At 63.3% G+C, this 21,237-nt stretch carries 13 protein-coding genes and 1 riboswitch; of the genes, 5 read left to right on the top strand and 8 right to left on the bottom strand.

The annotated features are described in order from the left end of the window. Positions 1-127: 127 nt before the first annotated feature. The gene (recD2, locus tag CMV30_RS11635; protein ID WP_245844138.1) at positions 128-2,368 is read left to right on the top strand and encodes an SF1B family DNA helicase RecD2; all 2,241 of its coding nucleotides are present in this window, start codon (positions 128-130) and stop codon (positions 2,366-2,368) included. Between the two features lie 87 nt (positions 2,369-2,455). After that, positions 2,456-6,805, top strand: a complete 4,350-nt coding sequence (locus CMV30_RS11630; protein ID WP_096056182.1) for a hybrid sensor histidine kinase/response regulator — start codon at positions 2,456-2,458, stop codon at positions 6,803-6,805. A 105-nt stretch (positions 6,806-6,910) separates the two neighbouring features. On the opposite strand, the gene CMV30_RS11625 is transcribed toward CMV30_RS11630, so the two are convergent. The 3 genes from CMV30_RS11625 to CMV30_RS11615 form a co-directional block, all read right to left on the bottom strand. Next, positions 6,911-7,180, bottom strand: coding sequence for a hypothetical protein (locus CMV30_RS11625; protein ID WP_096056181.1), 270 nt, complete (start codon positions 7,178-7,180; stop codon positions 6,911-6,913). 258 nt (positions 7,181-7,438) lie between these two features. Next, positions 7,439-8,032, bottom strand: a complete 594-nt coding sequence (locus CMV30_RS11620) for a plasmid pRiA4b ORF-3 family protein (RefSeq protein WP_096056180.1) — start codon at positions 8,030-8,032, stop codon at positions 7,439-7,441. Positions 8,033-8,162: 130 nt separating this feature from the next. Next, positions 8,163-9,140 carry a DNA/RNA non-specific endonuclease gene (locus CMV30_RS11615; protein WP_096056179.1) on the bottom strand — a complete coding sequence of 326 codons (978 nt, stop codon included), beginning with the start codon at positions 9,138-9,140 and terminating at the stop codon, positions 8,163-8,165. 116 nt (positions 9,141-9,256) lie between these two features. On the opposite strand from CMV30_RS11615, the gene CMV30_RS11610 reads away from it, so the two are divergent. After that, positions 9,257-10,903, top strand: coding sequence for a glycoside hydrolase family 28 protein (locus tag CMV30_RS11610; protein ID WP_096056178.1), 1,647 nt, complete (start codon positions 9,257-9,259; stop codon positions 10,901-10,903). A gap of 92 nt (positions 10,904-10,995) precedes the next feature. On the opposite strand, the gene CMV30_RS11605 is transcribed toward CMV30_RS11610, so the two are convergent. Together CMV30_RS11605 and CMV30_RS11600 are read right to left on the bottom strand one after the other, a co-directional pair. Beyond that, positions 10,996-13,152, bottom strand: coding sequence for a TonB-dependent receptor (locus CMV30_RS11605; protein ID WP_096056177.1), 2,157 nt, complete (start codon positions 13,150-13,152; stop codon positions 10,996-10,998). Between the two features lie 51 nt (positions 13,153-13,203). Continuing rightward, a riboswitch (TPP riboswitch) is annotated at positions 13,204-13,318 on the bottom strand. A 389-nt stretch (positions 13,319-13,707) separates the two neighbouring features. Then, a complete protein-coding gene (locus CMV30_RS11600; protein ID WP_096056176.1) occupies positions 13,708-14,934 on the bottom strand; it encodes a KamA family radical SAM protein in 1,227 nt (408 codons plus the stop codon). Between the two features lie 297 nt (positions 14,935-15,231). On the opposite strand from CMV30_RS11600, the gene CMV30_RS11595 reads away from it, so the two are divergent. Together CMV30_RS11595 and CMV30_RS11590 are read left to right on the top strand one after the other, a co-directional pair. After that, positions 15,232-16,215 carry a methyltransferase gene (locus CMV30_RS11595; protein WP_096057738.1) on the top strand — a complete coding sequence of 328 codons (984 nt, stop codon included), beginning with the start codon at positions 15,232-15,234 and terminating at the stop codon, positions 16,213-16,215. Positions 16,216-16,381: 166 nt separating this feature from the next. Beyond that, complete coding sequence (locus CMV30_RS11590) at positions 16,382-17,836, top strand: hypothetical protein (protein ID WP_175414842.1); 1,455 nt, start codon at positions 16,382-16,384, stop codon at positions 17,834-17,836. Between the two features lie 13 nt (positions 17,837-17,849). On the opposite strand, the gene CMV30_RS11585 is transcribed toward CMV30_RS11590, so the two are convergent. The 3 genes from CMV30_RS11585 to CMV30_RS11575 are packed head-to-tail and all read right to left on the bottom strand — an operon-like array spanning position 17,850 to position 20,949. Further along, positions 17,850-18,293: a hypothetical protein gene (locus CMV30_RS11585; RefSeq protein ID WP_096056174.1), complete on the bottom strand. Its 444-nt coding sequence runs from the start codon at positions 18,291-18,293 to the stop codon at positions 17,850-17,852. Positions 18,294-18,307: 14 nt separating this feature from the next. Next, positions 18,308-18,922: a response regulator transcription factor gene (locus CMV30_RS11580; RefSeq protein ID WP_096056173.1), complete on the bottom strand. Its 615-nt coding sequence runs from the start codon at positions 18,920-18,922 to the stop codon at positions 18,308-18,310. Then, positions 18,919-20,949, bottom strand: a complete 2,031-nt coding sequence (locus CMV30_RS11575) for a PAS domain-containing sensor histidine kinase (protein ID WP_175414841.1) — start codon at positions 20,947-20,949, stop codon at positions 18,919-18,921. The genes CMV30_RS11580 and CMV30_RS11575 overlap by 4 nt, the downstream gene beginning before the upstream one ends. Between the last annotated feature and the right edge of the window lie 288 nt (positions 20,950-21,237).

Genomic DNA, 21,237 nt, shown 5'->3' with positions numbered 1-21,237 from the left:
CTTAAACATCATCATGTTTACTCCAAATCCGGCCGCCTTACCGCGGCCGGACTTTTTGCGCCCACGTCCAGAGATTCCTTCCCGCTTGCCCCTTGGCATCGCTCACTTACGCCTCAGCTTTCACCGCGTGGCCACTTCCTCCCAACCGACCGACACGCTCACCGGCGTCCTTGAGCGCATCATCTTTCTCAACGAGGAGAACCACTACACCATCGCCGAGTTCCGCGCCGACGCCGCCTCGGACAAGATCACCATCACCGGCGCCCTCCCCGGCGCCCAATGCGGCGAAACGCTCCACCTCCGAGGCACCTGGACCAAGCACGCCCAGCACGGCGACCAGTTCAAAGTTGAGTCCTTCAAAGCCGAGCTCCCGTCCAGCGTGTACGGGATTCGCAAATACCTCGGCTCCGGCCTCGTCCCCGGCATCGGCAAGGTTTACGCCAACAAGATCGTCGACGCCTTCGGCACCGACACCCTCCGCATCCTCAGCGAAGAATCCGCCAAACTCCGCGGCGTTCCCGGCATCGGCAAAGTCCGCGCCTCCGCCATCAAAAAAGCCTGGGACGACCAGCGGGCCCTCCGCGAGATCCACATCTTCCTCCAGACCTACGGCGTCACGACTTCGCAATGTGTGAAGCTCGTTCAGCGTTACGGCCACGAAGCCAAAAAAATCCTCCTCGAAGACCCCTACCGCGTCGCCCGCGAGATCGACGGCATCGGCTTCAAGACCGCCGACAAAATCGCCATCAACCTCGGCTACGCCAACGACGCCGCCCCGCGCCTCGACGCCGGCCTCCTCTTCTCGATGGAGACGCTGCAAGAGGAAGGCCACACCGCCCTCCGCGAAGCCGATCTCACCGCCCACGCCACCGGCCTCCTCGAAACCTCTACCGACCGCATCACCGCCCGCATTGCCTCCCTCGTCGAACAGAAACACCTCGTCTCCCACGCGCCCGCAGGCATCGAAAATCCCCTCCCCGGCTCCGCGTTAATCCAGCTCCCGCACAACGACCGCGCTGAACAAAAAATCGCCTCCGCCATCGTCCGTCTCACCAAAGTCGTCAGTGGACTCCCGCCCATCAAAACCGACGCCGCCGTCGAGTGGGCCGAGAAAAAAGCCGGCTTCGAATTCGCCGATCAGCAACGTGCCGCGCTCCGCCACGCCCTCACGCACAAAGTCTCCATCCTCACCGGCGGTCCGGGCACCGGCAAAACCACCATCCTCCGCGCGCTCGTCGATATTCTCCGCGCGAAAAAAGTCCGCATCCACCTCGCCGCACCCACCGGCCGCGCCGCCCAACGCCTCTCCGAAACCACCGGCGGCTTCGCCTCCACCATTCACCGCCTCCTCAAATACGATCCCGCCAAAGGCGGCTTCAGCGCCAACGACTCCACCCCGCTCGCCACCGACTTCCTCGTCGTCGACGAAGCCTCGATGCTCGACACCCGCCTCGCCGCCTCGCTCTTCCAGGCGATCCCGTCCCGCGCGCACCTCCTCCTCGTCGGCGACACCGACCAACTCCCCTCCGTCGGCGCCGGCAACGTCCTCAAAGACCTCATCGCCTCGGCCACGTCGCCCGATGCCGTTATCCAGCTTCCGGTAACTCGGCTGAACGTCATCTACCGTCAAAAAGGCCAGAGCCAGATCGTCACCACCGCCCACGCCATCAACGCCGGCGATCCCAGCCTCCCGCCAAGCACGCCCGACATCCCCTCCATCCAGGCGTGGAGCGATCTCACCTTCGTCATCGCCGATTCCGCCGAGGACTGCCTCGCGAAAACCATCGCGCTCTGCACCGAGTTCATCCCGCGCCACTACGATTGGTTCGATACTCGCCGCGACGTCCAGGTCCTCGCTCCGATGCACAAAGGCACCGCCGGCGTCGGCAATTTCAACGTCCAGCTCCAGGCCGCGCTCAACGCCCACGCCAAAGGCATTCGCGGCCCGTCCGGCGAATTCCGCCCGCGCGACAAAGTCATCCAGCTGCGCAACAACTACGACAAAAACCTCTTCAACGGCGACATCGGCTCCATCACCGAAATCGATGCCAACGCCGCCACCCTCACCGCCGACTTCGACGGCGAGGTCCAGACCTTCGACCGCGGCGAGATGGGCAGCCTCGCCCTCGCCTACGCCATCAGCATCCACAAATCCCAGGGCTCCGAATACCCCGTTGTCATCGTCCCGCTGCTAAAAGCGCACTTCATGATGCTCCAGCGAAACCTCCTCTACACCGCCATCACCCGCGGCAAAAAGAAGGTCTTCCTCGTCGGCGAACCCGCCGCCTACGCCATGGCGGTGCGAAACAGCGAGTCCAAGCTGCGCTCCACACACTTGCGCGAAAAAATCGCCGCCCTTCAGGCCTGAGCCGCCCCCCGTTTCCCTGCTCAAGCCCGCCCCCCGGCAAGCCGATATAAAGGATGCCCGGCTCACCCAGCCGCGCTTCAGGCATCCATGTTACGTACTCTTCTCTCGTCATCCGGGCCCTCCCCGCGATGGTCGCGCTCCGCATTTCTCGCAGCCGCCCTGCTGCTTGGTTGCGCCCACATTTCCGGCCAAGAGCAGACGCCTGCCTCCACGCCATACCAGACCATCACCGACCTCGCCGAATTCTGGCGCATCAGCGGCGCCGACCGTGATCAAAAACACCCCGTCCGCTTCGAGCTCGACGTCGATTTCTACGACCCCGAATGGCGCATGGTCTGGGGCCGCACCCAGGGCCAGGGCTACTACTTCTCCTCCGGTCCCAATCTCCTCCCGATCAAAGCAGGTCAGCGCTACCTCGTCGAAGGCCAGATGGCCCCCTCCATCGGACTCTCTCTCGTCGAAACACGCATCTCCGCGCTCCCCCCGCCGCCCCACACTTCACCGATCGAGGCCACCGACATCCTCGGCGACACCCTCCGCCTCCAAAACCAGGTCGTCCGCATCGAGGGCCACGTCCAGCGCCAGTCCAACACCGACGCCCGCCACCACGTCATCGAAATCCTCTCGGGTAACACCATCGTTCAAGGCCGAGTCTACCTCGGCAGCGGCCCCACCGTCCCCGATCTTCAAGATACCCGCATCGCCATCCAGGGCGTCTACATCGGCAAAACCACCCAGCAGGGCCAGCTCGCCCAGCTCGACATCTGGATCGACGGCACCTCCGGCATCCAATCCCTCGGACCCGCCCGCCCAGACTCCCGTCTCGAACTTCCCCGCACCTCCATCGAGCAACTCCCCTGGCTCCGCTCCGAAGAGCCCATCCGCATCTCCGGCACCGTCCACGCCTCCGAACCGGGAAAATCCATCTCCGTCCGCGACCGCACTGGACAGGTCAAAGTCCTCACCAGCCAGACCCGCCCCGTCCGCATCGGCGAATTCGTCGACGCCGTCGGCTCCCCCTCCATCCGCGGCACCGAGTGGACCCTCCGCGACGGCTTCTTCCGTGTCAGCGGCCCCACCACCGATAACGACGACACCACGACTCTCCGTCTCGCCGAGCAGGTCCTCGAACTCCGCCCCGAAGACGCCGCCAAATCCCTCCCCGTCAAACTCACCGGCGTCGTGACCTGGGTCCGTGGCAGCACCAATTACGTCTACATCCAGGACGCCAGCAGCGGCATTCGCGTCGAGATGCCCGTCAACCAGCGTCCCAACCGCGACATGATCTACGGCCTCGTCGAGGTCGAAGGCGTCACCGCACCCGGCACCTTCGCCCCCGAAGTCATCGCTCATAAATTTAGCCAGCTAGGTCGCACCAGCATTCCCACCGCCCGCACCATCACGCTCGACCAGGCCATGACCGGCACCGAGGCCAGCCAGTGGGTGGAAATGCGCGGCTATCTCCGTGCCGCCGCTCACGATGGCATCTGGACCCGCCTTTCCCTCACCGCCGGCTCCGGCGAATTCACCGTTCAACTACCCCGCTTCGAAGAACTCTCCCGCCTCATCGGCGCCAGCGTCCGCGTCACCGGCGTCTGCGTCCCCGAGGCCAACGAGCGCCGCGAACTCACCGGCGTCATCCTCCTCGCCCCCAATCAAGACGCTGTTCAAGTCGAGGAACCCGCCCCCGCCGATCCCTTCTCCGTCCCCGAACGCACCATCGTCAGCCTCCGCCAGTTCAACCCCCTCCAATCACTCAGCCGCCGCTTCCGCGTCTCCGGCCAGGTCGTCCACCACGTCCCCGGCCGCTACATCTACATTCAGGATGGCGCCGCCGGCCTCCTCGCACTCTCCCGCGGCACCGAACCTCTCAAACCCGGCGAACGCATCGAGCTCACCGGTCTCCCCGGCCGCGAGGGCAACCGCCTCGTCATCCGCGAAGCCATGTATCGGCGCACCGGCGACACCGCGAAAATAACGCCCATCGACCTCGCCCCCGGCCGCACCGCCGACGAAAACCTCGACGGCCTCCTCGTCCGCATCGAAGGCCGTCTCCTCGAAGCCAGTCGCCGCGGCTCATCCGCTCATTTCCTTTTACAGACAGACCTGGGCGTCTTCGAAGCCGCCCTCGACAACGCCCTCCTCGACCTCCCGCCCCTCGGCTCCGAACTCCGCCTCACTGCCGTCTATCAGGTCGAGCTCGACGAATACCGCCAGGCCCGCGGCTTCCACCTTCTCCTGCGCTCAGAACCCGACATCGAAATCCTCGGCACTCCGTCCTGGTGGACCACCCGCCGCGCCCTCTACGCCGCCGCCCTCCTCTTCACCTGCGTCCTCGGCGTCATCGGCTGGGTCACCATCCTCCGCCGCCGCGTCAAACAACAGACCGCCCAACTCCGCGATCAGCTCGAAAAAGAAGCCCTCCTCGAAGCCCGCCACCGCAACATCATCGACAACGCCTCCGACTTCATCTTCACGCTCGACCACGATGGCCGCATCACCTCGTTCAACCCCGCCGGCCAGCGCATGACCGGCCTCCCTCGCGACAAAGCCCTGGGCCGCCCCTTCACGGAATTCCTCGCTCCCGATGCAGCCTCTGACGCTCTCACGCTTTTCAATCTGCGCTCGGAATTCGACCCCGCCGTCACCTTCCAGACACGTTTCAAAACCGCCGACGGCCGCATCATCTGGGTCGAGATTTGCGCCCGCGCCACCCGCCAGCCCGACCAGTCCCATGGACTCCTCGGCGTCGCCCGCGACATCTCCGAACGCAAACAGATCGAGGAAGAACTCCTCCGCGCCCGCGACGCCGCCGAAGCCAACACCCGCGCCAAATCCGCCTTCCTCGCCAACATGTCTCATGAAATCCGCACGCCCATGAACGGCGTCATCGGCATGAGCAATCTCCTCCTCGACACCCGCCTCTCCGACGAGCAACGCGATTTCGCCGAGACCATCCGCAACTCCGCCGAATCCCTCCTCACCGTCCTCAACGACATCCTCGACTTCTCCAAGATCGAGGCCGGCAAACTCCAGTTCGAAACGATCGACTTCGACCTCAACGAAACCGTCGAATCCACCCTCGAACTCCTCGCCTCCCGCGCCTCCGACAAAGGCATCGAGCTCGCCTCCTACCTTCCATCCGAACTACCCCGCTGGATACGCGGCGACCCCGGCCGCCTCCGCCAGGTCCTCATCAATCTCATCGGCAACGCCATCAAGTTCACCGAAAAGGGCGAGGTCGTCATCGCCGTCGCCCTCGAACGCGAGACCGACGACGACGTCCGTCTCCACTTCGAAGTCACCGACACCGGCCCCGGCCTCGATGCCGAGACCCAGGCCCGCCTCTTCCAGCCCTTCAGCCAGGCCGATGGCTCCACCACCCGCAAATTCGGCGGCACCGGCCTCGGCCTCGCGATCTCCAAACAGATCGTCCACCTCATGGAAGGCCAGATCGGCGTCCGCAGCTCTCCCGGCCACGGCGCGACTTTCTGGTTCACCGCCCGCCTCGACAAACAACCCTACGGCGGCCCCCGCGAACAACCGCCCCGCGTCACCGCCCTCTCCGGCCTCCGCGCGCTCATCGTCGACGACAACGCCACCAACCGCAAAATCCTCCAGCACTACTGCGTCTCCTGGGGCGTCCGCGGCGAACCCGTCACCAGCGCCGCCGCCGCCCTCGTCTCCCTCCGCGAAGCCGCCACCACCGGCGACCCCTTCCAACTCGTCCTCACCGATTATCAAATGCCCGAGATGGATGGCCTCATGCTCGCCCACGAGATCATGAACGACACCAAACTCTCCGGCTCGCGCGTCGTCCTCCTAACCTCGTGGGACCGCCGCTTCAGCCGCGAAGAGCTCACCACCTGCGGCGTCATCCGCATGCTGGTGAAACCCATCCGCCAGCAAGATCTCCTCGGCGCGCTTCTCCGCTGTGTCCGCATCGGCTTCGGCACCAACTCCGGCGGCAGCAATCTCCCCTCGCGCTCCAACCCACCCGCCGAAGACCCCGCCCCCCGCGTCACACCCACCGGCCGCGCCCTCCGCGTCCTCGTCGCCGAGGATAACATCGTCAACCAGCGCGTCGCCTCCCTCCAACTCAAGAACCTCGGCCACACTGTCGAGATCGCCGGCAACGGCCTCGAAGTCCTCAAAGCTCTCGAAACCTCCACCTACGACGTCATCTTCATGGACGGCCAGATGCCCGAACTCGACGGTTACCAAACCACCCGCCGCATCCGCCTCAATCCCGCCACCGCCGCCATCCGCATCATCGCGATGACCGCGAACGCCATGCAGGGCGACCGCGAACGCTGCCTCGAGGCCGGCATGGACGACTACATCAGCAAACCCACCCGCCCCGAAGATCTCCAAGCCGCCCTCATCCGCTGCTCCCTCCACCAGCAGACACCGACGCCCTTCACGGCTAGTTCGTAAGTCCCATTCGTCCCATAGGACCTATCCGCCCTATTCCTCTCCCCTAAAAGAAAACCGGGGTGACGATTTTCATCATCACCCCGGTGTAGTTGACTGAGTTACTGCTTAAGCGAGCGGTTGCGCGAAACCAATTTCGACAACTCTGCCACGCACCACGATTTCAGCCACCCGACGCACGCCTTTGGAAAAAGACGCCATCGAACGATTGGCCAAGCTGCGGTCCGCTTCTTCACCTTGAGCGCCCTGAGTGTCACGCGTGTGGACCTCGCGCGCAGACCCTTCTGCGCGTTCAGCACCGACAAACGAATAGGCAACCGGCATGCCGGTCAGCCCACTAGGAAGCCCAATGTGGATGTATCTGATCTTGTCGTTCATGTTTAGACGGAAGGCTCATCGCGGATTACCCGCTCAAACCCTCCTGGCTAACCACGGACGACTATCAAAAGAACGCCCCCTGTATCGGCCACCTGTCCGCCCCAGTCAAATTTTCCCTCCTGAGGTTTGCACCTCATACACCTTTTTGACGCCCCTCCAAAATCCGCATCCTCACAACCAATACCTTACACCTCTCGGCTGCTCTCCCAGCCTTAGCCTCTGGTCATTGGTCATTGCGGCGAGCGCACCGCTCGCCGCTCACTTTCCAAGCTTCTTAAACGCCTTGTTGATCTTCTCCACGTCGCAAACCTCCGGATCGTAAACCGGTCCCAGCCACTCCAGCCACTCGCGCCCCAGATCCGTATTGGGCTCCTTGATGCACGCCAGCATGTCGTGAAACGCATCCAGCCCGCCACAATCCTCCGGCGGCCCCGCCCGCTCTCCGCCCGTGCAAACCGGATAAGTCACACCCTTCTCCACCGTGCCCACCTTCTCCACGCGTATCTCCACCTCCCAGCCCTCACCGAAATGATACTGGTAGGCCATCTTGTCGCGCGATCCGAGATCGAGATCGGCCAGCGACACATCGCGATCATCCTCGATCACCACCTCGTCCTTGCGAAAAGGATTCCCAAACCGCTGCTCATCCAGCGTGAACAAATGCGTCTGATAATCGAACCACTCAAACGCCACCTGGATCGAGTCGTGCAGCCTGCTCAGCCACATCGTCTCGCGCACCACCAGCCTCCGCCACACCCGCGGCGTGCAACCGGCCACGGTCAACCGCAGCGTAAAAACTTTCTCCGCCGGTTTCTTGGCACCGGTACCTTTGCCTTCGAGCAGCGAAATCATGGGGGCTCAGACAAAAAACCCGCCTGCGCCCGCCACGCAAGCCGACACACATCCACACAACAGTTCTTCTCCGACTCTTAATGGAGAGACGACCTCCGTGTCGTCCATGCCTTTGCGCGCCGCGCCCCGCTCACCACACCCGTGTCACCCGCTTCGCCTCCAACGCCGCCTCCGCCTCATCCGGCAGCACACTCAAAAAATCCAGCCCCGTCCGTGCCTCGATCTCGTCGATGCTCACCAGATACTTTCCTAGTTCATCGCCTTCCTCCGCTTCTTGCGGAAACAAAAACGCCTGTGCCCTCACCCGTCCTTCGCTCTCGTCCACCACGATCATAAAAAACGCCTCCGGCACCGCCACCTTCCGCGCCAGCCGCTCCAGTTTCGCGCCGAAAACCGGCCCCGCCATCACCCACACTTCGCCAAACCGCGCCGCATAACTCGTCGCGATTCTCTCCTCCAACCGCCGCCACGCCCCCGCGTTGAGCGCGTGCTTCTGCGGCGTGATGTTCGACATCAAAAACGTCTCCTCCTGCGCCACCCGTCCGTAACGCGTCGCGATCGCATAGTTCGGTGCCAGATGCCCCCGGTCGTATCCGCTCCGCGAATAATCCCCCGGCTCCACCCGCGCTACCGTCCGCTCATCCACCCGGAAATTCTCCGGCCGCTTCGGCGCATCGAGCGACTTCACATCGAAACTCCGGTACGCCGCCCACAACGGATTCCCCAGCGCCTCGCTATACCCGACCACATAGCCCTCATTCGCCAGAACCCGCACCACCTTGCGCTGACTCCCCGGCAACGCCCCGCCATACACGAGTGTCTGCATCTCCGACCTATTTCCACTCACCGTCCCGCGCCCGCCCGCCACGAAATCATCGCTCCCGTAAATCTGCCAGAGATCCCACGCCACTTCGAACGCCGTCACGTTCTTGCGCCCCTCAACCCAGTTGCCCACCAGCCGCGACACTTCCTCTTTCCGCTCCGGCGCCTGAAACAAATACCAGCCACCAATCACTCCCCACACGATCAGGTTCGCGATCAAAAATACTTTCGCCACACCGCGCTTCTCACCGCGCACCGACCGTCCAGAACTCCGTTTTAGCGTCATCAGTTCACGGCGCTAATCAACGATGCCGCCCAAAGCCACCTTTTCATCCCGAAACTATTCCCCGCTCCTAGCGTCTTTCGCTCACACCCCTCGACCAAATCCCCGCCCACCTCTTCATGAAACCTCTCCGCCCGCTCTCCAGCCTTCTTGCCACCGCGTTCATTTTATTCTCCGCGTCCACGGCCACCTTCGCGGCAAATACGTTCGACCCCGCCACGCTCCCCGCCGTCACCGCTCCGTCCATACCGCAGCACACCGTCCGCATCACCGACTTCGGCGCCATCTCCGATGGACACTCCCTCAACACCGACGCCATCAACCGCGCCATCGCCTCCGTCGCAGCCAAAGGCGGTGGCCGCGTCGTCATCCCCGCCGGCCTCTGGCGCACCGGCCCCATCGTCCTTCAAAGCCGCATCGAGCTCCACGTCGAAGACGGCGCGCTCGTTCAATTCAGCGACAACCGTGCCGACTACCCGCTCATCGAGACCAGCTTCGAAGGCCGCGCCCAGCTCCGCTGCCAGCCGCCCATCTCCGGCCGCGATCTCGAGCACATCGCCATCATCGGCAAAGGCGTCTTCGACGGCGCCGGCCAGGCCTGGCGTCCCGTGAAGAAAATGAAAATGACCGCCGGCCAGTGGAGCGAACTCGTTGCTTCCGGCGGCGCGCTCAACGCGAACAAAGACATCTGGTATCCCTCCGCCGACATCCGCGACGGCAACGAACACCGCGGCGAACGCTCGCCCGAGTTCCTCCAGCGCACCCGCGACTCGCTCCGTCCCGTCCTAGTCAGCCTCACCAACTGCAAACACATACTCCTCGATGGCCCGACCTTTCAAAACTCCCCTGGCTGGTGCGTCCACCCGCTCATGTGCGACCAGCTCATCGTCCGCAACGTCACCATCCGCAACCCGTGGTTCGCGCAAAACGGCGACGGCCTCGACCTCGAATCCTGCTCCAACGTCATCGTCGAAAACAGCTCCTTCGATGTCGGTGACGACGCCATCTGCCTCAAATCCGGCCGCGACGCCGAGGGCCGCGCACGCGGTCGTCCCACGGAAAACGTCATCGTCCGCCATTGCATCGTCTACCACGGCCACGGCGGTTTCGTCGTCGGCAGCGAGATGTCCGGAGGCGTCCGCCGTATCCACGTCACGGATGTCACCTTCATCGGCACCGACGTCGGCCTCCGCTTCAAGAGTACCCGCGGCCGCGGCGGCGTGGTCGAAGACATCCTGATCGAACGCGTCCGCATGACCAACATCCCCGGCGAAGCCCTGCTCTTCGATCTCTTTTACGGCACCAAAGCCCCCGACGAAGCCGATCCCGCCTCCGTCAACAGCCCGCTCCTCGCCGCCAACCCCGTCACCGAGGAAACGCCCGCCTTCCGCAACATCCTCATCCGCGACCTCGTCTCCCTCGACGCCGAGCGCGCCGCCCTCATCCGCGGCCTTCCCGAAATGCCCGTGGAAAATGTCCGCCTCGAAAACGTCCGCCTCTCCGCCCGCTCCGGCATCTTCATCGCCGACGCCGCCAACGTCTCCTTCAACGACGTCCAAGTCCTCGTCGAAAAAGGCCCCGCCCTCGCCATCCGTGATTCTGCTAAAATCGAAACCCGCTCCGTTTCTCTAAAGAATAACGACGGCGCACTCGTCACCGTGAAAGGCAGCCGCTCCTCCACCATCGATCTCCGCGGCACCGGCACCGCTTCAACCGCAATCACCGTCGCCAGCGAAGTTCCTACCTCCGCCGTCACTCGCCCCTAAACGTTTCGCGCCCTTCCTAAAATCAAAGAGCCGTCCACGGAGATCGTGGACGGCTCTTTTGCTATGTAACGTTTCTATCTCCAGCGGCTTGCTCAGAAGTCATACCGCACCGTCGCCCCAACCTGCCGCGGCTCAGCCCGCGACTCATACCGCGTCGGTTCGTAATTAGGGTCTTCGTTGCCGAAGAAAAACACGCGCCGGTCGTACTCCTTGTCGAACGCGTTGCGCACCCAGACCGTCAGCGTCCACTCGCGCCACGCGTAACCAACCGTTGCGTTCCACACATTAAACGGCCGCCGCTCTTCGTTCTGATTATTCGAGTCGTAGAAACGCGCGCGCCCCACCAACTCCACACTTCCAAACACGCCCTGCTCCGGCCGGTAGCTCGTCGCGAGGGTGTATCCGTATTCCGGAGTATTCGCCAGTTCGCGCCCGCCCGCCAGATCGCCGCTCGACAGCCGGAACGTGTCCAGCTCCGAGTCCATCAGCGCCAGCGATCCATTCACCGACCATGCCGACGTGATCGAGAAACGACTCGACACCTCCACGCCCCGCACAAACGCCTTCTCCGCATTGTCTGTGAAGAAACGGTAGCTGCCGCCAAACCCCGCCGAGTCGCGCACCTGCGTGTCGTCACGCTCGATGTCGAAGATCGTCACCTCACCCGTCAGCCGCTGCGCGAACCAGCTGCCGCGCAGACCCACTTCGTATGTCCACAGATACTCCGTCTCGTACGTCAGCGGATCGACCGCCGGATTGATGCGCGCATCCACATTCACACCGCCCGCCTTGTACCCGCGTGTCACCGAGGCGAACGCCACATGGTTCGCCGTCAGATCATGCTCCAGCGTGAGCTTTCCACCCACCATCGTATCGTCGAACGACGGCGCCAACCGCACCGGCGCATCATACGTGTTCGGCGTCTTCCGATAGCGCGTCTTCAACCCATCGCCCGAAACATCCACTTGCTCCGCGCGCAGCCCGAGAATCATGCGCGTCCGCTGCGTGAAGTCGTGCGATACCTGGCCAAACACCGCGACGTTCTTCGCTTCATAGCTCGTCGTCAGCCCGCGGATATTGCCCGGGTCTTCATTCGTGTACCGACTGTCTTCCTTCGTCGCCGAGAAAAACGCGCCCAACGTCCAGCGATCCACCCAGCCCAGCGCATCGCTCGTCGCCGCCGAATCGAAACGCAGCTCCTGGCTGAACCCATCGCGCTCGCGCCGCAAATCGCTGAAGCCTTCGTACGACCCATTCGTCCAGTCGTCGTCGTAACTATAAATAGATTCTACGCTCGATCCCGCCGTCACCGTCGTCAGCCGCACATCCTCCAGCCCCGTGTACGTGCCGCGCAGACTGCCCGCGACCGATTCCTGCTCATCCCGTCCGGGCTGATCGCTGTACGTGTAGCGCCCGTTGTTATCCAGGGCGAAATCGTCGAAGCCGTTGTTCACGTCCGAATAAAGCGCCGCACCTTCCCAGCGCCACGCCGCCGTCGGATTAAACGTCAGCCGCAGCCGCGCCGTGAACTCATCCCGCGCATTCGTATCGGCGTTCAGGGTACGATTGTGGCGAAACCCGTCGCTCTCCGTCTGCTGCACCGCCAGCCGCATCATCAGCTTCTCCGGCGTTCCTTTGATCAACGGCCCGCCCACCGCAAAACCGCCCGAGCGCAGCGCATCCTCGCCCGCGCTCGCTTCGATCTGCCCCGTCCAGAACGGCGTCGGCTCGTTCGTGACCAGCCGCACCACCCCGCCCGCCGCATTCGCGCCAAACGCCCCCGCCTGCGGCCCGCGCAACACCTCGACTTGTTTCACGTCAAACGTACTTCCGAGCGAACCGAGCCCCGTGAAATCCAGATCGTCCACCAGGAAGCGTACCGTCGAGTCCGGCGTCTCGCCTTCGTACTGCGAATTCTCGCCGATGCCGCGGATCTGAAAATACCTCGGCCGCGACGTCCCGCCCGTCCACGTCAGATTCGGAATCTGGTCCGCCAAATCGCCAAAATGCGCCACCGCTCCGGCGCGCAACGTCGCTTCATCATACACGCTCACGCTCGCCGGGATCTTCGCCAGCGGCGACTCCCAGAGATCTGCCGTGACGCGCACCGGCGCGAGCACCACATCGGGCGCGGCACTCGCCGGCGCCATTTCGCCAGCAGCCGGAGCCTGCTGTGCGTTCGCAGCCGCGACACCGCTCGAAAGCGCGATCGCAGCAAAAGTAAGGAGGGAGACGTTCGTTGGTTTCATAGGCGTTGAGTGCCAACCGAAACGGGTCTCCAGAAAAAGACGCGGCACCCCAAGGTACCGCCTGCTGTTTTCCTTCGCCGGAATGATCCGTTCAGGTTCGAAGGGTCCGATCGCCGATCGCGCGATCATCTCAGCCCTCCGACGGAGGACACCCCTACAGGCAAGTTCCGGTGAAAACGCCCGCAGCCCGCCCACGCAAGGGAAACTTTTTCGCCACCTCCCATCCACCCGTAGGCCAGCGTGCTCGCACGCGCTGCATCTCCGGTCGCTAAAAACATGAAGGCCGCCCCTTACCAGGGCGGCCAGCATGACCTAACACCAAGCAAACCGTAAGAACTACAAACAAGTATCGATCCCCTAATGGAACGATACTGACTACGCGGAGATAGACGCGGTGTTTTCAAATTCGCTCAAAAATTCTCGCGCTAATTTTATGCTAAATCCTGTCGCCCGTTCGTCACACAACACCGGCAGTGGGCTGCCCTCCGTGATCCAGCGCAGCTAGGGAAAACCCTGCCCGTCTCCGCCGTATAAAATCCGATACGCACTCAGCGCTCAGATATCGCACGCCCCCGCCACATCGTCATGCGCCACCGCCGCGCCCGCTTTCGCGTTCACACGGATCGGCTCACCCGCGGCCGCCACCGGCGTGCTCTTCAGCGGATAGCGGAACTGCCGCCCCTCGTAATTGTGAAACACGATTTCCTCGTCCGTGATCTTTTCCACGTACTCCGGGTTGACCGGCACCTTCCCACCGCCCCCCGGCGCATCGATCACGTACTGCGGCACCGCATAACCCGTCGTGTGCCCGCGCAGCGCCTGGATGATCTCGATGCCCTTGCGCACATCGACTTTGAAGTGCGACCCGCCCGTGATCAGATCCATCTGATAAAGGTAATACGGCCGCACCCGCATCCGCAGCAGACGATGCACGAGCGCCTTCATGACCTCCGCGTCATCGTTCACCCCGCGCAACAACACCGACTGATTCCCCAGAGGCACGCCCGCGAACGACAACCGCTCGCACGCATCCTTCAGCTCAGCCGTCGCCTCCTTCGGATGATTCACGTGAATGCTCATCCAGATCGGCCCGTATTTCTTAAAAATCTCGCACAGCGCAGGCGTGATCCGCTGCGGCAGAAAAACCGGGATGCGCGACCCGATGCGGATAAACTCCACATGCTTGATCGCCCGCAACCGGCTGATCAGGTGCTCCAGTTTCTTGTCCGACAACAACAGCGGATCGCCACCCGACAGCAGCACGTCGCGAATCTCCGGATGCGACTCGATATACCGCAGACCCTGCTCGTACTCCGGATGAAAATTATAGTCCTGCGCATTGCTCACCAACCGGCTCCGCGTGCAGTACCGACAGTAGGAAGCGCATCGATCGGTCACCAAAAACAACACCCGGTCCGGATAACGATGCACCAATCCCGGCACCGGCGAATGCTCATCCTCGCCCAGCGAATCCAGCATCTCCTCCTGGCTCGTGATCGACTCACCCTCGCGCGGGATCAGCTGCAACCGGATTGGGCAGTTCGGATCGTTCCGGTCGATCAGATTGAAAAAATACGGCGTGATCGCCAGCGCCAGCTTGCTCCCCGCGAACGCGATCCCACGCCGCTCCTCGGTTGTGAGCACCATGTACTTCTCCAGCTGGTCGATCGTCGTGATCCGGTTCTTGAGCTGCCACACCCAATCCTTCCAATCGGACTCCGGGACGTGCTGCCAAAGCCCCTGCCCTTCAAACCAAGTCGAGCGATCTTCTGTGTAAGCCATGAATAGTGCGCGGAAATTAGGTGCCTAACTACCGCTGTCAAACGACCGGCAAAATTCATTCATGAGCCACCGGGCACTTCGCCCATCGCCTAATACCCGCCGCCGAAACAACTGCTACGCTCATGGGTAGTACTCGTCGCAACCGACTCCGTCTTTTCTTCCATGAACACACTCGCCGCTGCCGCCAGCTCGTCCACCGCCGATCAGGCCGCTCAAGCCACCCTCCCATTCTCAGACGCCACCTTCCCACTCACCGCCTTCGTCGCCCCCATCCCGCCGCCCACCCCCGCCCACATCATGCAGGTCGGCTCCGGCTTCTGGTCCTCGAAAACCCTCCTCACCGCCGTCGAACTCCAGGTCTTCACCCAGCTCGCCGGCCGCCCCGCCGACGCCGAAACCCTCCGCCACCGCCTCGGCCTCCACTCCCGCTCCGCCCGCGACTTCTTCGACGCCCTCGTCTCCTTCGGCTTCCTCGAACGCGAAGACGGCCTGTACTCGAATTCCCCCGACGCCGACCTCTTCCTCGATAAAAACAAACCCAGCTACATCGGCGGCATCCTCGAGATGCTCAACGCCCGCCTCTACCGCTTCTGGGACGGCCTCACCACCGGCCTCCGCACCGGCCTCCCCCAAAACGAAGCCGCCTCCGGAGGCGCCCACTTCTTCCACGCCCTCTACGCCGACCCCGAGCGCCTCAAACAATTCCTCACCGCCATGACCGGCGTCAGCCGCGGCGCCAACCTCGCCATCGCCGAAAACTTCCCCTGGTCCCGCTACCGCACCTTCGCCGACATCGGCGCCGCCCAAGGCGATCTCGCCGCCCAGATCGCCCTCGCCAACCCCCACCTCACCGGCACCGGCTTCGACCTCCCCCAAACCGGCCCCATCTTCCAGGACTACATCCGCGACAACGGCCTCTCCGACCGCGTCCACTTCCTCCCCGGCGACTTCTTCCAACAACCGCTCCCCAAGGCCGACGTCATCCTCATGGGCCACATCCTCCACGACTGGGATCTAGCTCAAAAAAAGCACCTCATCCGCGCCGCCTACGACGCCCTCCCCGAAGGCGGCGCCTTCATCGCCTACGACGCTATCATCGACGACGACCGCCGCCACAACGCCTTCGGCCTCCTCATGAGCCTCAACATGCTCATCGAGACCCCCGGCGGCTTCGACTACACCGGCGCCGACTGCACCGCCTGGATGGAAGAAGCCGGCTTCCGCTTCACCTACGTCCAGCACCTGACTGGCCCCGACTCCATGGTCGTCGGCATCAAGTAACTCCGCAGGTGGAGCGCGCACTCCGAGCGCGCTGAGCGACATCGCAAACGGACGCCGAAAACCGCGCCTTAATCTTCCGACAACGGCTACGTCCCTTTCAGCTTCGGGCGCGAGCTTGCTCGCCGCCTACGAGATAAACCGCGCCCGTTCCCATCCATTCTCATCGGTGCAATCCGTGGTTAAAAAACTACCGCCCAGCCGTACCCCCAATCCTGTTAATCCTCTTAATCCTGTCCAAAACTCCTGCGTCCGCCTCCCCACCTTCGCCCCCTTCGCCACCCTCGCGAGACCTTCCTCCGTCTTCACAAGTCCGCCCGTCCTCTCCCGCTTCACGCCCATGACCGCTCCCACCTCCCCCTCTCCCAACAAACGCACCCGCACGATCCTCCTCATCCTGCTTCTCCTCCTGATCGCGCTCCTCCTGCTACTCCTCCCCCGCTGCAAAAAAACACCCGCGCCCCCACCCGAGCCACCCACGCCTTCCGCCCTGCCCACTCCCGCGCCCACCGCCGCAGTTCCCTCCACTCCGGCTCCCGCCTCCACCGAGCCCGCCGAAATCCTCACGCCCGCCACCATCCAACTCCGCGCCCACACCATGGCCGGCTCCGCCTTCTCCGTCACCTGGACCGGCCCCAACAACCCAGGCGACTACCTCGCCATCGCCAAACCCGACGCCCCCGCCTCCGCCTACGAAACCTACGCCGAGACCAAACACGGCCCCACCCTCGAACTCACCGCCCCCATCGAGCCCGGCGCCTACGAAGTCCGCTACCTCGCCAACCGCTCCAAAACCATCCTCGGCCGCACCCCGCTCCACGTCTCGCCCATCGCCGCCACCCTCAACGCCCCCGCCTCCGCCCATCTCAACACTCCCATCACCGTCACCTGGACCGGCCCCAATAACGAAAACGACTTCCTCACCATCGTCCCGCCCGACGCCGCCAACGACGCCTACGACAAATACACCTTAACCGCCAAAGGCTCCCCCGCCACGCTCGTCACTCCCTCCAAAACCGGCCGCGCCGAGATCCGCTACGTCACCGGCCAGGGCCGCAAAATCCTCTACCGCCGCGCCATCGACATCACCGCACCTCAAACCACGCTCGACGCCCCCGCCGAAGTCATCGCCGGCACCCCCGTCTCCATCGCCTGGACCGGCCTCGCCTCCCAAGGCGACTACGTGACCATCGTCCCGCCCGACGCCAAACCCGGCGTGTATCAAAACTACAGCGACGCCTCCAAAGGCGCCACGCTCACTGTCACCGCCCCCATCGAGCCCGGCACCTACGAAATCCGCTACGCCGCCGGTCAGGGCAAAACCATCCTCGCCCGCCGCCCCATCAACGTCGTCGCCGCCCTGATCGAACTCGACGCCCCCGCCACCGCCAAAGCCGGCGAACCCGTCTCCATCCGCTGGGCCGGCCCCAACAACCAAGGCGACTACCTCACCATCGTCGTGAAGGGCACCCGCGACGGCGAGTATGCCCACTATTCGGATACACACCGCGGCACCCCTGCGACGATCAAAGCCCCCGCCAAACCCGGCCCCGCCGAGATCCGCTACATGAGCAACCAGGGCGCCAAAGTCCTCGCCCGCCGCCCGATCGAAATTACTCCGTAGATTCCGCCGCCAATCATCCACGAACACTTCTCAGCTCAATTGCCGGATCATGACGCGCAACGAAGATGAGCTTAGTGGAACGATACACTTTGCCTAAATCTGAAACTGCCCGTGCAGACATCGTGACATCATGACCGAGGACAGCGTGATGGTTCACCGGCCCCAATTTAGTGATCGAACTCTTCTCCAAGGAGATCGAGGCAGAAGAAATGAACCCAACAGGCAGCTGAGCCTTTTCAAGCTGTTGAAAAAACAGATTACGCCCCCGATAGAAAGCGGCAGCAACAACAGGATCATCTCTCTCTGCGGGGTTCTCTCCAACTATGTTGAAGGTAAAATGATCGGCTCGCGTAATCAAAATGCCGAACAACCAATATCCGTCGTAATCCGAGTAGCGACTGGCGAAGGCGCTCAAAGTATTTCCGAGCACGCCCGCAATCTGACGTCGCATCTTCATCTACGGAAAGTTCCTCACCCCAACTTCTCCAACGCCATCGCACTCGCCGCCGTCCGATTCTCCACGCCGAGCTTCACGTAAATATTCTCCAGGTGCTTCTTCACCGTGAAGAGCTTCATCTCGAGGATCGTGCACACCTCGGGATTACTCTTCCCCTGGCTCACCCAAAACAGCACCTCCGCCTCGCGCGGCGTCAGCCCCAGCGACTGCAACATCTCAGGCTTCGGCTCCGCCTTTGGCATGTTCGAGCCGTTGTGATCCGCGATCCGGCTCAGCCGCGCACCGATCGCCGCCAGCAAATCCGCCACACCCACCGGCTTGATCAAATAATCGTCCGCCCCGAGCGTCATCCCGCTGCGCACGTCGCTGTGCTCGCCCCGCGCCGTCAGAAAAATAAAGGGGATCCGCGCCGTATGCGGAATCTCGCGCAACGCCTTGAGCACCGCGTGCCCGTCCATCAGCGGCATCGAGATATCGCAAAGAATCAAATCCGGCAGCTGCGTCCGAGCCAGCTCCACACCTTCCCTGCCATCGCCCGCCTCGTGTACGTCGAAATTCTCCAGCCGCAAAATCTTCCCCAGATTCCGGCGCATAATCGCCTCATCATCGACAACGAGAATTTTCTTCACGACGCCTCTCCTTTCTTCGATCCGATTGCCGAGGCCAGTTCTGTGAGCGCGGGAAACATGGGTAAATTGATGGTTACCGTGGTGCCTTTCCCCACCGCGCTTTCAAGCTCGATGGTGCCCTCGTGCAGATCCACGCAATGCTTCACGATGTACAGCCCCAGCCCTGTGCCGTTCACCAACCCCACGTTCCTCGCGCGCCGGAACGCCTGAAAAAGCGCCGGCCGGTCCTCCTCGGGGATGCCGATGCCGTCATCGTGAATCGCGAAAACCGCATGCCGCCCCACCCGCGTCAGCGTCAGGCTCGGCGCGCGCTCCGGTGGCGAATACTTCAACGCATTCGTCAGCAGATTCCCCAGGATCAACCGCAACAACTGCTCATCCCCCGTCGCGAACGACTCGATACCGCTATGCTCGAAGCGGATCTTCCGCCCCTCATCCCCCGCCGACAGCGCCTCGTTGATGATCACCTGCGACAGCTCCACCAGATCCACCAGCTTCGCCGCCATCGCCAGCTTCCCCGCGTCCGCCTTCCCCATCAGCAGCAGGTTGTCGATCATCCCCGCCATCCGCCGCGTCGCCACCTCGATGTCCAGGATCGACTCCATCCGCTCCGCCGGCGTCAGCCGGTCGTGATAACGTTTCAACAGCTCCGTGGACGACAGGATGATCCCCAGCGGATTCCGATACTCGTGCGACACCATGCTGATGAAGTTCGACTTCAACTGGCTCAGCTCCCGCTCCCTCTCCAGCGAATTGCGCAGCTCCTGCTCCGCCCGCTTCCGCTCGCTGATGTCATGCAAGATCACCTGCGCCAGCGTCCGCCCCCCGATCTCCACCGTCGAGCTGAACGCCTCGATCGTCAGCTCCGCGCCCCCAAGGGTCCGGCACGTCCACTCGAAGCGTGAGTTTCCCTGAGTCTCGCGTTGCTTCGCCAGCTGCGCCGCCGCCTGCAACGACGGCGTTCCATCCGGCTGAAACTCCGGCGAAAACTCCAGCAGCGTCCGCCCCACCGCTTCCTTCAGCTCCGAGAAGCCGATCATCCTCAACCCCGCTGGATTCACCGCCACCATCGTCACCCCATCCAGCAACACCACGCCCGCCGGCGAATCCACGAACAACCGGTTGAACCGCGCCTCCGATTCCTGGAAACGCCGCTCCACCTCCACCAGCTCCGTCACATCCCGCCCGGAGGCCTGAATCTCCACCAGCCTCCCCGACTCGTCGAAAATCCCGCGATTCACCCAGTGCTCATGCAACGCCCGCCCGCTCTCCGGCAGCGTCTTGTGGTGAAGAAACTCGAAACTCGGCCGCTCCCGGCTGAGCCCTGCGATTTTCCCGCGCACCGTCTCGCCCAGCTCGGGTGCCGCCGCCTCGATCCAATTCTTCCCCACAAACTCCGCCGCCCGCTTCCCATATAAACGCTCGTACGCAGGATTCACATACGTCGTCACGCCATCCGGCCGGTAACGCCCCACCAGCTCTGTCTGCGTCTCCACGATCGCCCGCAGCCGCTGCTCGCTCTCGCTGAGCGCCCGCGTGCGCTCCGCGATCTTCGCCTCCAGCTCTTGATTCAGCTCCTTGAGCGCCAGCTCTGCCTTCACGAGATCCGTCACATCCTCATGCATCGCGATGATCTCACGGATCTCCCCCAGACTGTCGCGAATCGGGAAAAAATGCCCGCGGATATACCGCAACCCCGCCCGACCGCCCGGCACTGCCACATTCGGATCAAACGGAGTCGGCGGCGTCAGCACCGGCTCCCCCGCAAACGCCCGCTTGAAAATCGGCAGCAGCCCCGTCTCCGCGATCTGCCGGTCCTCCAGCAGATTGAACTTCGCCGCCGCCAGCTGCTCATCCGTCAGGTGAAAAAGTTTTTCGTACGCCCGGTTCACCTTGATCGACACCCCATCTGGTCTGAACCGCTGCATGCTCACCGGGGTCTGCTCGAACAACCCGCGAAACCGTAGCTCCGATTCCCGCAACTCCCGATCCGCCCGCCGCCGCTCCTCGCGCTCGGCCGCCGACATCGGCGCATTGCTGGAAAAAGGTGAGTGAGAAGCATCAGGTCCGTTTGCCATGCGAGCCACCACCCTGCGCGCCCTTCATTCCCCGAGGCAACATTTGCGAAATGAAACGCACCCGTGAGCGCCGCCCCGCTCCGAGGCAGGGCGGGTTAGCCCTAACCCGCCGGTTGGACCCCGCCCGCTTTCCTGCTACTCGCGCCAGCGCACTGGTCACTGGTCACTGGTCACTGGTCACTGGTCACTGGTCACTGACGGCACGCGCCGCGCGTGCCGCCCTTAGCCATCCGGCTA

It is taken from the genome of Nibricoccus aquaticus (genome assembly GCF_002310495.1).
Taxonomy (GTDB): domain Bacteria; phylum Verrucomicrobiota; class Verrucomicrobiia; order Opitutales; family Opitutaceae; genus Nibricoccus; species Nibricoccus aquaticus.
This window is presented reverse-complemented; position numbering and strand designations above follow the sequence as displayed.

Excerpts from the sequence above, each read along its gene's own strand:
- CMV30_RS11630 (WP_096056182.1), top strand. The coding sequence starts at position 2,456 with ATGTTACGTACTCTTCTCTCGTCATCCGGGCCCTCCCCGCGATGGTCG.
- CMV30_RS11625 (WP_096056181.1), bottom strand. The coding sequence starts at position 7,180 with ATGAACGACAAGATCAGATACATCCACATTGGGCTTCCTAGTGGGCTG.
- CMV30_RS11620 (WP_096056180.1), bottom strand. The coding sequence starts at position 8,032 with ATGATTTCGCTGCTCGAAGGCAAAGGTACCGGTGCCAAGAAACCGGCG.
- CMV30_RS11615 (WP_096056179.1), bottom strand. The coding sequence starts at position 9,140 with ATGACGCTAAAACGGAGTTCTGGACGGTCGGTGCGCGGTGAGAAGCGC.
- CMV30_RS11610 (WP_096056178.1), top strand. The coding sequence starts at position 9,257 with ATGAAACCTCTCCGCCCGCTCTCCAGCCTTCTTGCCACCGCGTTCATT.
- CMV30_RS11605 (WP_096056177.1), bottom strand. The coding sequence starts at position 13,152 with ATGAAACCAACGAACGTCTCCCTCCTTACTTTTGCTGCGATCGCGCTT.
- CMV30_RS11600 (WP_096056176.1), bottom strand. The coding sequence starts at position 14,934 with ATGGCTTACACAGAAGATCGCTCGACTTGGTTTGAAGGGCAGGGGCTT.
- CMV30_RS11595 (WP_096057738.1), top strand. The coding sequence starts at position 15,232 with ATGCAGGTCGGCTCCGGCTTCTGGTCCTCGAAAACCCTCCTCACCGCC.
- CMV30_RS11585 (WP_096056174.1), bottom strand. The coding sequence starts at position 18,293 with ATGAAGATGCGACGTCAGATTGCGGGCGTGCTCGGAAATACTTTGAGC.
- CMV30_RS11575 (WP_175414841.1), bottom strand. The coding sequence starts at position 20,949 with ATGTCGGCGGCCGAGCGCGAGGAGCGGCGGCGGGCGGATCGGGAGTTG.